11 protein-coding genes, 10 tRNA genes and 1 rRNA gene are annotated in these 12,209 nt (G+C 44.5%); 3 read left to right on the top strand and 19 right to left on the bottom strand.

All coding sequences use genetic code 11. The features are described from left to right. From H532_RS0108255 to H532_RS0108200, 12 genes are all read right to left on the bottom strand, one after another. Positions 1-249: ribosomal RNA gene (locus H532_RS0108255) — 16S ribosomal RNA — on the bottom strand; the annotation flags it as partial. 244 nt (positions 250-493) lie between these two features. Next, positions 494-570 (bottom strand) — tRNA-Ile (locus tag H532_RS0108250). 11 nt (positions 571-581) lie between these two features. Next, positions 582-655: transfer RNA gene (locus H532_RS0108245), tRNA-Gly, on the bottom strand. Between the two features lie 14 nt (positions 656-669). Further along, positions 670-746: transfer RNA gene (locus H532_RS0108240), tRNA-Arg, on the bottom strand. A 3-nt stretch (positions 747-749) separates the two neighbouring features. Next, a tRNA-Leu gene (locus H532_RS0108235) sits at positions 750-835 on the bottom strand. Positions 836-862: 27 nt separating this feature from the next. Next, a tRNA-Lys gene (locus H532_RS0108230) sits at positions 863-938 on the bottom strand. A 225-nt stretch (positions 939-1,163) separates the two neighbouring features. Then, positions 1,164-1,238 (bottom strand) — tRNA-Gln (locus tag H532_RS0108225). Positions 1,239-1,243: 5 nt separating this feature from the next. After that, positions 1,244-1,319 (bottom strand) — tRNA-Asp (locus H532_RS0108220). A 4-nt stretch (positions 1,320-1,323) separates the two neighbouring features. Further along, a tRNA-Glu gene (locus H532_RS0108215) sits at positions 1,324-1,398 on the bottom strand. A gap of 25 nt (positions 1,399-1,423) precedes the next feature. Next, a tRNA-Ser gene (locus H532_RS0108210) sits at positions 1,424-1,516 on the bottom strand. Positions 1,517-1,522: 6 nt separating this feature from the next. Then, positions 1,523-1,597 (bottom strand) — tRNA-Asn (locus tag H532_RS0108205). A 406-nt stretch (positions 1,598-2,003) separates the two neighbouring features. After that, on the bottom strand, positions 2,004-2,474 hold the full coding sequence (locus H532_RS0108200) for a SprT family protein (RefSeq protein ID WP_027725090.1): 471 nt from the start codon (positions 2,472-2,474) through the stop codon (positions 2,004-2,006). 116 nt (positions 2,475-2,590) lie between these two features. On the opposite strand from H532_RS0108200, the gene cmpA reads away from it, so the two are divergent. Next, the gene (gene cmpA, locus H532_RS20300) at positions 2,591-2,713 is read left to right on the top strand and encodes a cortex morphogenetic protein CmpA (RefSeq protein ID WP_155995011.1); all 123 of its coding nucleotides are present in this window, start codon (positions 2,591-2,593) and stop codon (positions 2,711-2,713) included. Between the two features lie 380 nt (positions 2,714-3,093). Here the strand turns inward: cmpA and H532_RS0108190 are convergent, their stop codons facing one another. The 6 genes from H532_RS0108190 to acpS all read right to left on the bottom strand — a co-directional run bounded on the left by H532_RS0108190 (position 3,094) and on the right by acpS (position 9,245). Continuing rightward, the gene (locus H532_RS0108190) at positions 3,094-5,283 is read right to left on the bottom strand and encodes a Tex family protein (protein WP_038111857.1); all 2,190 of its coding nucleotides are present in this window, start codon (positions 5,281-5,283) and stop codon (positions 3,094-3,096) included. Positions 5,284-5,470: 187 nt separating this feature from the next. Beyond that, the gene (locus tag H532_RS0108185; RefSeq protein WP_027725088.1) at positions 5,471-5,821 is read right to left on the bottom strand and encodes a type II toxin-antitoxin system PemK/MazF family toxin; all 351 of its coding nucleotides are present in this window, start codon (positions 5,819-5,821) and stop codon (positions 5,471-5,473) included. 4 nt (positions 5,822-5,825) lie between these two features. After that, positions 5,826-6,104, bottom strand: coding sequence for a CopG family ribbon-helix-helix protein (locus H532_RS0108180; RefSeq protein ID WP_027725087.1), 279 nt, complete (start codon positions 6,102-6,104; stop codon positions 5,826-5,828). Between the two features lie 89 nt (positions 6,105-6,193). Beyond that, positions 6,194-7,363 (bottom strand): alanine racemase, encoded by a 1,170-nt coding sequence (alr, locus tag H532_RS0108175; protein ID WP_027725086.1) that lies wholly within the window; start codon positions 7,361-7,363, stop codon positions 6,194-6,196. A gap of 134 nt (positions 7,364-7,497) precedes the next feature. Next, positions 7,498-8,511: a LolA family protein gene (locus tag H532_RS0108170; RefSeq protein ID WP_027725085.1), complete on the bottom strand. Its 1,014-nt coding sequence runs from the start codon at positions 8,509-8,511 to the stop codon at positions 7,498-7,500. A gap of 368 nt (positions 8,512-8,879) precedes the next feature. Next, positions 8,880-9,245 carry a holo-ACP synthase gene (gene acpS / locus H532_RS0108165; RefSeq protein WP_027725084.1) on the bottom strand — a complete coding sequence of 122 codons (366 nt, stop codon included), beginning with the start codon at positions 9,243-9,245 and terminating at the stop codon, positions 8,880-8,882. 79 nt (positions 9,246-9,324) lie between these two features. Between acpS and H532_RS0108160 the strand changes: the two genes are divergently transcribed. Beyond that, positions 9,325-9,954 carry a rhomboid family intramembrane serine protease gene (locus tag H532_RS0108160; protein WP_027725083.1) on the top strand — a complete coding sequence of 210 codons (630 nt, stop codon included), beginning with the start codon at positions 9,325-9,327 and terminating at the stop codon, positions 9,952-9,954. Between the two features lie 104 nt (positions 9,955-10,058). Here the strand turns inward: H532_RS0108160 and H532_RS0108155 are convergent, their stop codons facing one another. After that, complete coding sequence (locus H532_RS0108155) at positions 10,059-11,147, bottom strand: citrate synthase/methylcitrate synthase (protein ID WP_027725082.1); 1,089 nt, start codon at positions 11,145-11,147, stop codon at positions 10,059-10,061. Between the two features lie 174 nt (positions 11,148-11,321). Between H532_RS0108155 and H532_RS0108150 the strand changes: the two genes are divergently transcribed. After that, positions 11,322-12,197 (top strand): LysR family transcriptional regulator, encoded by an 876-nt coding sequence (locus H532_RS0108150; protein ID WP_027725081.1) that lies wholly within the window; start codon positions 11,322-11,324, stop codon positions 12,195-12,197. Positions 12,198-12,209: the final 12 nt, after the last annotated feature.

Below are 12,209 nucleotides of genomic sequence, written 5' to 3'. Positions count from 1 at the left end.
CATCCGTAAGTGATGCCAGAAGCACCTTTCCCTTTCGCACCATGCGGTGCGAAAGCCTATCCGGTATTAGCTTCGGTTTCCCGAAGTTATCCCAGTCTTACGGGCAGGTTGCCCACGTGTTACTCACCCGTCCGCCGCTCGATCCATCCGCATCACTCCGAAGAGATCCACGAATTTCACGCGCTCGACTTGCATGTATTAGGCACGCCGCCAGCGTTCGTCCTGAGCCAGGATCAAACTCTCCGTAAAAGTAATGTTTATCAAAAGCTGAAAACTTAAAGATCTTACGTTTGTTTAAATCCTTGGCGTCTTGTAAAAGGTTGCCCTTTTTACAGTTTGCGCTTGGCTTTTGTTCAGTTTTCAAGGAGCAATACATCTTGAGATCGCTACGACTTGCGAGAAACATCCTTTTGATTAAAGATGTTTAAGCAAGATTTCAAAGCGACTCTATTATATTACTACATAGAGTCTAGCAAAATCAATTGGTAAATTATGGTGGGCCTGAGTGGACTCGAACCACCGACCTCACGCTTATCAGGCGTGCGCTCTAACCGGCTGAGCTACAGGCCCATTAAATACAATGGAGCGGGTGATGGGAATCGAACCCACGACCAGAGCTTGGAAGGCTCTTGTTTTACCACTAAACTACACCCGCAACAGGTATTTAAATGGCGCGCCCTAGAGGATTCGAACCCCTAACCTTCTGATCCGTAGTCAGACGATCTATCCAGTTGATCTAAGGGCGCAAATGGTGCGGTCGAGAGGACTCGAACCTCCACGGGAGAACTCCCACTAGCCCCTCAAGCTAGCGCGTCTGCCATTCCGCCACGACCGCATGTTATTTTATTGTAAGAGGTCAAAATGGTGAGCCATGAAGGACTCGAACCTTCGACCCTCTGATTAAAAGTCAGATGCTCTACCAACTGAGCTAATGGCTCATGCTTGATTATTTTGTGCATTCGCTTGGTATTTGAATGAAGCTTACTCAGAGATTCGGAACACTTGATTACGGTGTGTTCCTCAGCGCCGCTCACTCAAGATGCGTAGGCTAGAGTGCTCTACCAACTGAGCTAATGGCTCATGCTTGATTATTTTGTGCATTCGCTTATTAGTTGAACGAAGCTTATTCAAAGCCAATTCCGTAAAAGAAAATGTTTTAAAAGTGGCTGGCCCACCAGGATTCGAACCTGGGCATCGCGGAACCAAAATCCGCTGCCTTACCGCTTGGCTATGGGCCAAAGAATGGCGGATCCGACCGGGATCGAACCGGCGATCTCCTGCGTGACAGGCAGGCATGTTAACCGCTACACCACGGATCCAAAATGGTGACCCCTACGGGATTCGAACCCGTGTTACCACCGTGAAAGGGTGGTGTCTTAACCACTTGACCAAGGGGCCAATAGAGATTGATTTAATTTTTCGATGGCGGAGAAGGAGGGATTCGAACCCTCGCGCCGGTTTACCCGACCTACACCCTTAGCAGGGGCGCCCCTTCAGCCAACTTGGGTACTTCTCCATCGCTTGGCTCCGCAGGCCGGATTCGAACCAGCGACCGATCGGTTAACAGCCGATTGCTCTACCACTGAGCTACTGCGGAATGATTTGTTTTACAGTATCATTCTCGATCATTGGCACTCAGTGCAATTATTCGGAATGCCTTCGCATTCCTCAGCGCCGCTTACTCACGATGCAGACGCTAGAGTGCTCTGCCACTGAGCTACTGCGGAATGATTTAATATATTGATCATTCTCGATTTTCAAATCTCAGTGCAATCCAGCTGGAATGCCTTCGCATTCCTCAGCGCCGCTTGCACATGTTGTTCACGCTAACGACGACATCCAATATAATATCTCATTTACAAACAGAAGTCAACAGTTATTTTTATTTTTTTATCATGAGTCATTGAACGGATTAAGTAGACAAGAACAATCGCTTTATAAATTTAGCATAGAACAGGTGGGTTCGTCAATACCAGAAAAGAGGGTTTCATCACGTACGCCTTTTATCTAGGTTTAACTAATTTGGATGTTAATGAAAGGCGGCCGTGGCATATTCCGCACACATATTTTTTTATATCCACTTTTCTTTTACGCTGATATTCCCTTCCGCAATCTTTGCATGTGTATAAATAGATTGTTCGAGTGCGGTTACTTAAACCAGGGATGGATTGACAAAATCTTGTTCCGCCCGTCGTTTTTAAAAGCTCTTTGAAATCCCGATCACCGTGACGATAGCCTTTGCCTTCCAAATGTAGATGATAATGACAGAGTTCATGAATAATGATTCTTTTGAATTCCTCTAGACCATATGTGGTGAGTTGCAAAGGATTAAATTCGAGATGATGTGTCTTCAACATATACCTGCCGCCGGTCGTTCGCAACCGATGATTGAAGGTGGCCTTATGCCGGAAAGCTTTACCGAATTTTTCAAGAGATATAGCTTCCACTAATGCCTGAAGTTCTTGTTGATCCAACGCTTTCTCCCCCATATCGTGGGCACCTACCCAAGCCGCCGTGCATAAGTATATAAAAAGCTATCGCAGTTATGCACTGTTAATCCATTCTACGGCATTAAGGAGGTTTGCTGCTAATGCCCGCTTGGTTTAAAAAACAACTTAGGAGTGCTTATCTTAACAAAGACCGTTATCAAATTAAACTGCTGAATCAATGTTGGTTCTTTTATAAAAATCGATATGAAAGGGCCGAACCATAATAAGGAAAACTAAGTTCTGCTAAAAACTCGACTCTGCTAAAGGAAACTTGGCTCTGCCAAGCCCTCTAGATGAAGGCAGAGCCTTAGTTGATCTTATGCTGGACTCGTTAACTAGCCAGTGCAAGCCTTTTATGCGAAGGCAGAGTCTTAGATGATCTTTAACCACCTGGTTAATAAGCCGGTGCATGCTATTATAGCGAAGGTGTAGCCTTAGTTCTCTTTATTACGGCCTGAATGATGAGATCCTTTCTGACCTGCATGAAAAAGGCGGGTGCCTCTCTACAGGCACACTCGCCACTAATCATCTGGCATACATCGAAAATATAGCCGATCCATTAAAAAGTGTGTAAAAATGCTGCTTTTCCACAGCCGAATAGCATTTATTCTGAAGTCGTTTTGGGAGGGATCATGGACAGGGAAATCCTTCCCTTTTGAACATCAACGCCTTCCACCCATACTTTGACGATCTGCCCTGTATGAACGACATCCAGAGGGTGTTTGACGTAGCCTTCTTTTAACTTGGAGATATGGACGAGGCCGTCCTGTTTCACACCAATATCGACAAAAGCGCCAAAATCGACCACATTTCTGACTGTACCTTCCAAAACCATGCCGACTTTTAGGTCTTGGATGTCTAAAACATCTGTTCTAAGGAGCGGTTTCGGCAGTTCATCACGCGGATCTCGGCCTGGTCTGAGCAGCGCATCAATGATATCCCGAAGCGTTGGTTCGCCGATATTGATCTCTCGCGCCATATGGGAAACGCGGACCGATCGTAGCTTTTCCTTTAAGGTTTCGGTGCCAATGTCATCAAGAGAGGCGCCAATATGTTCTAAAAGCGCGACAGCTGCTGGATAGCTTTCGGGATGAATCGGCGTGCGGTCTAATATGTTTTCGCTATCGGGGACTTGCAAAAACCCGGCGCATTGTTGGTACGACTTCTCTCCAAGTCGGGGCACGCTTTTCAGTTCCTCACGGCTTTGATACGGGCCAAGTTCCTCACGGCGTTTAACAATATTTTTTGCCGTTGTTTTGGTTAAGCCAGCAACGTATTGCAATAACGCAACGGATGCGGTATTGACATTCACGCCGACCCGGTTGACGACGGTTTCCACGACAAACCTCAGCGATTCGCCTAAAGCTTTTTGAGAGACATCATGTTGATATTGCCCGACGCCAACAGATTTTGGATCGATTTTGACGAGTTCGGCCAGCGGGTCTTGCAGTCTCCTCGCGATCGAAACGGCACTTCTTTCTTCAGTTTGTAAATCGGGAAATTCCTCACGGGCAAGTTCTGACGCGGAATAGACGCTTGCGCCTGCTTCATTGACGATGAGGTAATAGACGTTTCGGTCCTTCACTTCCTTGATGGTTTCCGCAATAAATTGTTCTGTTTCCCGGGAAGCTGTGCCATTGCCGATCGCAATCATTTCAATATGATATTGGTCAATTAACGATAAAACGGTTTTACGGCTACCTTCAATATCTGATTTTGGCGGAGTCGGATAAATGACCCCTATGTGCAAGACTTTTCCTGTAGCATCCACGACGGCCAGTTTACAACCGGTGCGGTAGGCTGGGTCGACACCTAAGACGATTTTGTTCTTGATCGGCGGCTGCATCAGCAACTGCCTAAGGTTTTCCGAAAAAACATGAATGGCTTGTGTTTCAGCTGCCTCCGTTAAGCTTTGGCGTATTTCCCTTTCAATGGCCGGAGCCACGAGACGCTTATAGGCATCCTTAGCCGCTGCCGATAATTCCGCACGTGCCGTCGTCTCGGTCTTTCCTTGTAACAATCTCCGTTCGATCCAAGCAATGATGTCTTCTTCTGGCGCAGCAATAGCTACTTTCAAAACCTCTTCTTTTTCACCGCGGTTAATGGCCAAAACTCGATGAGGAACGATTTGGTTAACCTTTTCTTCATAGTCATAATACATTTCATAAACGAAGCGCGGGTCCTCAGCCTTTTTCTTTTTCTCCGTCTTGATGATGCCTTTTCTGAAGGTGATGTCGCGGACATATTTGCGCACATCAGCATCGTCGGAAATTTTCTCGGCGATGATATCCCGCGCGCCTTCAAGCGCATCCTCGATCGTTTTAACCCCTAATTCGTCCGAAAGATACTTGGCCGCTTCAGCTTCGACCGACGTCTCCGGCTTAGTCAACAGCCATTCAGAGAGCGGTTCCAGACCTTTTTCTTTAGCGATGGTCGCTCGCGTCCGTCGCTTCTGCTTGTACGGTAAATAAAGGTCTTCCACCTCCTGCAATTTTTCAGCGGCTTCAATCTCTGCTCGAAGCGCATCGGTCAATTTGCCCTGTTCGTCAATGAGGCGGATGATTTCTTCTTTCCGCTGCTGTAGATGAAGGGCGTATTGCCATTTTTCGTGAATGGCATTAATTTCGACTTCATTTAAGCCACCTGTTAATTCCTTTCGGTAACGGGCAATAAAAGGAATGGTATTATCCTCGGCTAATAAACGAATGACTTGTTGAACTTGCTTCGTTTTTAAACCGAGGTCTTTTCCAATTTGCGTTAAAATACGGTCTTGCTCTTCCTGTCTTAAAGTCATCTTCAGCCTCCCGATTGATCAAACATCTCTTATTATCTTAACGCACAAAAAGAAGCAGCACCAAATCTTATTTACGGAGCGATTGATTCAAACAACTTCTTGGCCAACCGTCCATTGCCCCTCATGCAACGAATATGCAAGCTAAAAAATAAAAAAGTTGTCTCAATTCTCTCGAGACAACTTTTAATTAAAAATCCACGAGTCCTAAACTGATTTGGATCGCCTCATTAACGCTATTCATCATATCTTCATCCAAATGAGTGATTTTATCCGTTAAACGCTGCTTATCAATCGTTCGAATTTGCTCCAACAGGATTACCGAATCACGGTCAAAACCATATTTCTTGGCATCAATCTCAACGTGGGTAGGCAGTTTCGCTTTTTGGATTTGAGCCGTGATCGCTGCAACCACGACTGTCGGACTGAAACGATTGCCGATATCGTTTTGAATTATCAATACCGGTCTTACACCGCCTTGTTCGGAGCCGACCACTGGCGACAGGTCGGCAAAATAAACGTCGCCGCGTTTTACAATCACTCTTTTACACCCCGCTGACCAAGCGCCCTAAGGTGTTTTCTGCCTCCTCTTCCGCCATAAATGCCTCGGAAGCGATATTCAGATTGATTTTGGCCATTTCCATATACCCTTGACGCATCGTTTCACGAATGTGCTTTTTATTACGCTCACGCAAATACAAGCTGACGGCACGATGTAAAAATTCGCTTCGATTAATGTTATCCATTCGGGCGATGCCGTCCATTTCTTGAACTAGATGTTGCGGCAACGAAACGACGATCTCCTTGGAATTTGACTCAGGCATGGTACACCTCCGCAAAGACTACGTTCAATTATAGTTCCAACAAACATCTTACCATTTTCTCGGGCGCTTTGTAAAACACTAATAAATATTTAAAGTTGGCCTAACACAGGATTACTGGTATGGATGATTTCTCCATTTTTTAAGTATAACCTCGGAACCCGTTTGCTAATCATACAGGTGACTTCATAATTTATTGTATTAAGGTACCCTGCGATTTCATCACAAGAAATGTGTGCGTTTTGATCGCGACCAATTAATGTGACCTTCTCACCAGGAGAATAACAGCGGTCAAGACGGACCATCATTTGATCCATACAAATCCTTCCGATGACCGGAAAACGTTTGCCCTGTATCAACACGGAATCTTTCCCGCTTAATGCTCTAAGCCATCCGTCTGCATAGCCGATGGGGATCGTTCCAACCCAAGTCGCCTCTTCAGCTGTATAGGTTGCCCCATAGCCGACGGATTCCGCCGCTTCAATTTGTTTGACATGGATTAAGCGGCTGTATAATGAAAAGGCTTCTTTCAGCGGAAAGGGCAGTTGCGGTTTCATTTCAGTGGATGGGCTCAGCCCGTACATCGCAATGCCAAAACGAATCATATTAAACATTTTATCGGGATATTTTAACGATGCCGCACTGTTACCGCAATGCACAAGATTCGGATTGACGTTTTGAGTTTGCAAAAAATCGACCATTTCCGTGAAGCGTTGATATTGGCGTTGGAAATAGGTGGGATCATTTTCATCCGCTGTAGCAAAGTGAGTGAAAACACCCTCTGCGCGCATTCTTCTATCCGTTTCAAGCGCTTTGACTAAATCGGCCAACTCTTCTTTTGTTCTTACGCCAATGCGCCCCATACCCGTATCAATTTTAAGATGAAGGAAAATAGGGGCTTCTCCTTTATACATTTCCGAAGCTCGCTCAATCCATTCCGGCTGATAGACCGTTAAAGAAATATGTTTTTCCGCAGCGATCCAAGCGTCCTCAGGCCGGGTATAACCCAACACAAGAATCGGCGCCATTATACCAGACTTTCGCAACGCTAACGCTTCATCAAGCAGTGCAACACCGAGCCATGTGGCTCCAGAGCGAAGCGCGACTTCGGCTGTCTGTACTGCCCCATGCCCGTAACCATCTGCCTTAACAACGGCCATGATTTGCGTGTCTTTTGGAACATGTTGACGCATATTGCGGACATTCTCTTCAATGGCGTCTAAATTAACCTCAACCCATGTATCACGATAAAATTCAGTCATGATGATGTCCCTCTCCATGTTCTTTTAACACCATATTGAACCGTGACAAGACGCTTGTCAAACGGAAAAGCATTTATCAATTAAAACGCGAAAAAAATGGCCCAGACCACTGCATTTCTGAGCCGCTGATGTTTTTATTTGTTCACCTTGCCGACCACAGACTGAGCGACCTCTTTCATCTCGTCTTTGGAGAGTTTCTCGGACACGAGATAAAAATCCATGCCATTTTCTGACCATGATAAAGAGTGATCAGTTAAAATACCTACCGTAAATCCTAAATCAACGAGATCGGCATCATTCATGGACAGAGCCAGCGTTTCTTTAGCTTCTCCGTTTTTGGATTCGATCAGTGTAAAAGCTTTATCCCCTGTGTATTTTAAAATAAATTTTTGCTTACCGTCTTCTTTAAGATCCTGCGTATAAGCCAACTCCGTATTCTTAAATTGTACGGTCGGCTTTAAAATTTCAAAGGGTTGTTTTTTCGAAGCCATCGCAGGCAAATCCATGTCGAGTTTCATGCTCAACTCATTTTTGTCGACATCAAACGCATCACTGTCAAACTTTGGTTTGAAGTTAAAATCTTTAAAGACAACGTCAATGATGACATTCATATCCCGATCCATGACTTTTACGCCCAAAGGTGCCAAGCTCCCCTTTTTAAAGGAAATTTTTTGGTAGGCCAGCATTTTCGTCGGGTAATGGGTTTTTGTCGTAAATTCATAGTTGTCATCGTCTGCTTTAAATTTCGCCGTGCTATCATTGACGATGTCTTTCACTAAAGATTGATACAAGTAATATTGACTCCGGTTATGGGGCCAGTCGCTTTCAAAATGATACTTTTTATTCAAAGCTGGTGTTAATAAAAAGACCCCGTCTTTGTTACGAATGATCATCTGCGGGTTTTGCCCGTTTTCATCCCTAAGAACAACCTTGTAATAATTTGGTTTTTTATACCAAATTTCAGCTTGATATTTCTGTTGCTTGTCGCCGTGTTTAAAGCTCATCATCGCTTTGGTCGTATAACCATTAAGATGGTCCACCTTTTTCGACAACTTTTCAATGATGTCATCACGGGACTGGCCGCAGGCGGTTAATGCGAAAAGTAACAGGACGCTTAACATGATGAAAGATAAACGCTTTTTAAACATCGATCCAACCCCTTTGTCTCAGGTTCAGTGACAAAGGAGGGATTCTATTCTAACAATTCGCATCGCTTCCCTTTACTCGGGAAAATAGGATGAGCCACAACACTGGCTTTAACAGGCGATGAGCCTTCCTTGTGTTGTGCATGCTTTCTCCGTTCGAGGCCCCCCTAATTATAGCGGTCCCGCCTAGGCTAGCGGTTTTCGCCATGTTTATTTCAGTCGTCCGTCATCCTGCCATTTTTGATTCTCACCCCTTACTTTCCCTTGATTCCGAGCCGGATTTCCCTACCTCGGATAAGTCGGATGCGATTGTCTCATAGTCCCTCCCAACGCACTAAAAATATATGAGACAACTTCGGCAGATATGCGTACTAGCCTGACAAGCCTTCAATAATCACAAATGCAGCAGCATAGTTTTTCGTATGGGTAATGCTCAGATGAACTTTATGGGGCTTATCGAAAGGGTAAACCAAAATGGGTTGTCCTAAAGACTGATTAAGCACCGAAATATCCTGCCAGGAAAGGCGGGATCCAATCCCTGAGCCAAGAGCCTTTGAAAAAGCTTCTTTAGCGGCAAATCGTCCTGCCAGGTATTCCGTCTGTCTTCGTAGGTTTGTCATCTTATAAAATGCCTTTCGTTCTTCCGGTGTCAAAATGCGGTCAATAAATTTTTGGTTATGGACCAATGGGCGGATTCTTTCCATTTCTACTAAATCAATTCCCGTACCGACGATCAATGTGAATCCCTCTTTTTCCTTTCTGCGTCATATAAGTTATATTATCATTAGTATACTTGTACTAAAAGGAGGCGGTCGCTTGTTTCTGCGTACAGAAAACTTTCGAACGTTTATTAAGTTATATCCGGTTGTCACTTTTATACTTGCGATAAATATAGCGGTCTATCTCATTTACCTCATCGGTTTTGTCCTGTTAAAAATCACCCCCATCGGGCAGCTTTTTGCCTACGGGTACGGTTGGAATGCCGCCGTCGTATACGGGGGAGAGTGGTGGCGGTTAATCACACCGCTGTTCATTCATTTTCAATTTCAGCACATTCTATTTAACTGTTTTTCAATTTTTCTTTTTGCGCCCGCATTAGAGGTATTATTAGGAAAATGGAAGTTTACGATCGCATATTTCGTATCGGGGATTCTTAGCAATGTATTAACCTTGTATTTCGGTCCAACGGATTTGCGTTACCTTGGAAGTTCCGGTGCGATTTTCGGGCTTTTCGGGATTTTCCTGTTTATTATCTTTTTGCGGCGTCATTTAATCGACCGCCAAAGTTCGCAAGTCATCATGATCATCTTAATCGCTAACCTTGTCTGGATGTTTTTCTTCCCCACAGGCATTCATGTCCTTGGCCATTTATTCGGCTTATTAGCCGGATTCGTCTTGGGACCGATTTTATTATTCAGAACACAGTCGAATTGGTATAGACGATGAGTGCAAATCCACCCATAGACAGATAACACTCAAAAAAAGCTCCGATCATCAAAAACGATCATCGGAGCTTTTTTCATTAACTTGGGTACTTTCTTATGGGTACACTAAACCTCATTGGGAACCGGACCAATGTAGCGCGCACTTGGACGAATAATCCGATTGTCTGCGGCTTGTTCCAACGCATGGGCACACCATCCAGCGATCCGACTTGTCGCAAAAGTGGCTGTATATAGGGTTTCAGGCAAGCCAATCGCTTTGAACACCGCCGCGGCATAAAACTCGACATTGGTCTTTAACGGACGATGCGGTTTATATTCGGCAAGCAATTGCTGGGCCACTCTTTCAACTTCCAAGGCCATAGAAAACCAACCGCCATTTTTGGCGAGCGGCCCCGCCATTTGACGAAGGACATTGGCGCGGGGATCTACTGTACGATAAACCCGGTGCCCAAAGCCCATGATCCGCTCTTTCTTTTCGAGTTTCTCCCTTAACCAAGTTTCGGCATTTTCTGCCGTACCTATCTCTTCCAACATGGCAATGACCTCTTTCGGTGCTCCGCCATGAAGAGGACCTTTTAAGGCTCCCATCGCTCCGACAATCGCCGAGATGAGGTCAGATTGAGTGGACGTAATGACTCGGGCCGTGAAGGTCGAAGCATTCAGACCGTGTTCCATTGTTAATGTAAAATACGTATCTAACGCCTTGGCCGCTTCCTTCGAAGGGATTTCTCCTGTGATGAGATATAAATAATTGCCTGCAAACCCTAAGTCTTTTTTCGGCTGAACAGGCTCTCGATGGCTTCGCCGGCTTTGTAAATAACCGAGAATGGCAGGTGTTTTTCCAAGTATTTGTGCGGCCTGTTTTTCATCTGGCGGCCAAGTATAGCCCTTTCGATGAAGACCAGACAGCGCGGTCATCAAGTAAGCCATTGTCTCCAAATCCGTCGGGATCCCATTCAAAAAAGAGAAATCATCTGGCTCCAAAGTCATTTCAGCCAACAACTTTTCTTTTAAAGCCTGTAACTCATCTTCATTAGGAAAACGCCCCGTCCACAAAAAATAAACCGCTTCTTCAAACGTTTTTTCACCGGCAAGCTGTTCAATGGGAATGCCCCTGATAATTAATTGCCCTTTGTCCCCATTGATATCCGATAAAACCGTTTCGGCCGCTACGACATTTTCCAACCCGCTCATCCAAAGCGGTGTGCATAAGGTTTTTGCTCATCCCTTATGACACCTATCCCCCTTTCCATATATTTAAATCAAAACGTATTTGTAATTACAGTTTATACTAAGCAAATAATAAATAATATTTAATTTAATTTAACTGATTGATAAAATATATTTATTGGAAAGGAGGCAATCCTCATGCAATTCGACTGGATCAAGACCTTTCTTTTAGCAGCCGAATGTCAAAACTTCAGGGAAACCGCTGAAAAATTATTTATTACTCAACCTGCGGTCACATTCCAAATCCGTCAATTAGAAAAAGAAGTTGGGGCAAAGCTGTTTGAAAGAAAAGGGCGTCATATTGAGTTAACTTCTGAAGGAAATCTTTTTCTTAAACATGCAGAAAAACTATTAAACGATTATCATACGGCTCTCCAGGACATTGAAAACCATAAAAAAGGGGTTCAGCGGACGTTAACGATTGCCGCCTCACCCCTAGTGTCATCGACCCAACTTACTTACATATTAAAACGATATATGAAGGTCAATCCAGACGTCGACGTGATCATACAGGTGATGGAATCCAATATGATTGAAACAGCTGTTTTAAATGAGCAAGTGGATGTTGGGCTTTCCCGGCAAATGGCCATCCATCCTCAAACAGAACAAGCTGTGATTTCTGAGGATCCTGTTGTGCTCGTCGTCCCTTCAAGTCATTCTGTCAGTGATGAAGCACCGATAAATGATCTTGAGGATATTTTTAAGCAGTATACGCTCATTACGCATAATCATCCCGAATATTGGGATTCACTGCTTCGTGAACTCAACGCACAATATACGTTTAAAACGATGGTGGCAACTCATGTCAGCACGACAAAGCATTTTATTGAAGAAGGGCTCGGTTTTTCCTTTTTGCCACACATTTCTGTAAGGAGGGAAGCAGCTGAGGGCAGAATACACATCGTCGAAGAACACCCTTTAGTTTTACCGATTACGAGAACTTATTTAATCAAATACCGCCCAAATCAAATCGCTCGGGAATTTGAACGGTTTGTTCTAACTTTAATGAGGTAATCTAAAACCTTG

Source organism: Tuberibacillus calidus DSM 17572 (assembly GCF_000430685.1).
Classification (GTDB): Bacteria; Bacillota; Bacilli; order Bacillales; family Sporolactobacillaceae; genus Tuberibacillus; species Tuberibacillus calidus.
Note: the sequence above shows the minus strand (reverse complement) of the source record. Positions and strands in the feature narration are given on the sequence as shown.

Coding starts and splice junctions, on each gene's coding strand:
- H532_RS0108155 (WP_027725082.1), bottom strand. CDS start 11,147: ATGAGCGGGTTGGAAAATGTCGTAGCGGCCGAAACGGTTTTATCGGAT.
- alr (WP_027725086.1), bottom strand. CDS start 7,363: ATGACTGAATTTTATCGTGATACATGGGTTGAGGTTAATTTAGACGCC.
- H532_RS0108180 (WP_027725087.1), bottom strand. CDS start 6,104: ATGCCTGAGTCAAATTCCAAGGAGATCGTCGTTTCGTTGCCGCAACAT.
- H532_RS0108190 (WP_038111857.1), bottom strand. CDS start 5,283: ATGACTTTAAGACAGGAAGAGCAAGACCGTATTTTAACGCAAATTGGA.
- H532_RS0108170 (WP_027725085.1), bottom strand. CDS start 8,511: ATGTTTAAAAAGCGTTTATCTTTCATCATGTTAAGCGTCCTGTTACTT.
- H532_RS0108150 (WP_027725081.1), top strand. CDS start 11,322: ATGCAATTCGACTGGATCAAGACCTTTCTTTTAGCAGCCGAATGTCAA.
- cmpA (WP_155995011.1), top strand. CDS start 2,591: ATGCCCGCTTGGTTTAAAAAACAACTTAGGAGTGCTTATCTTAACAAA.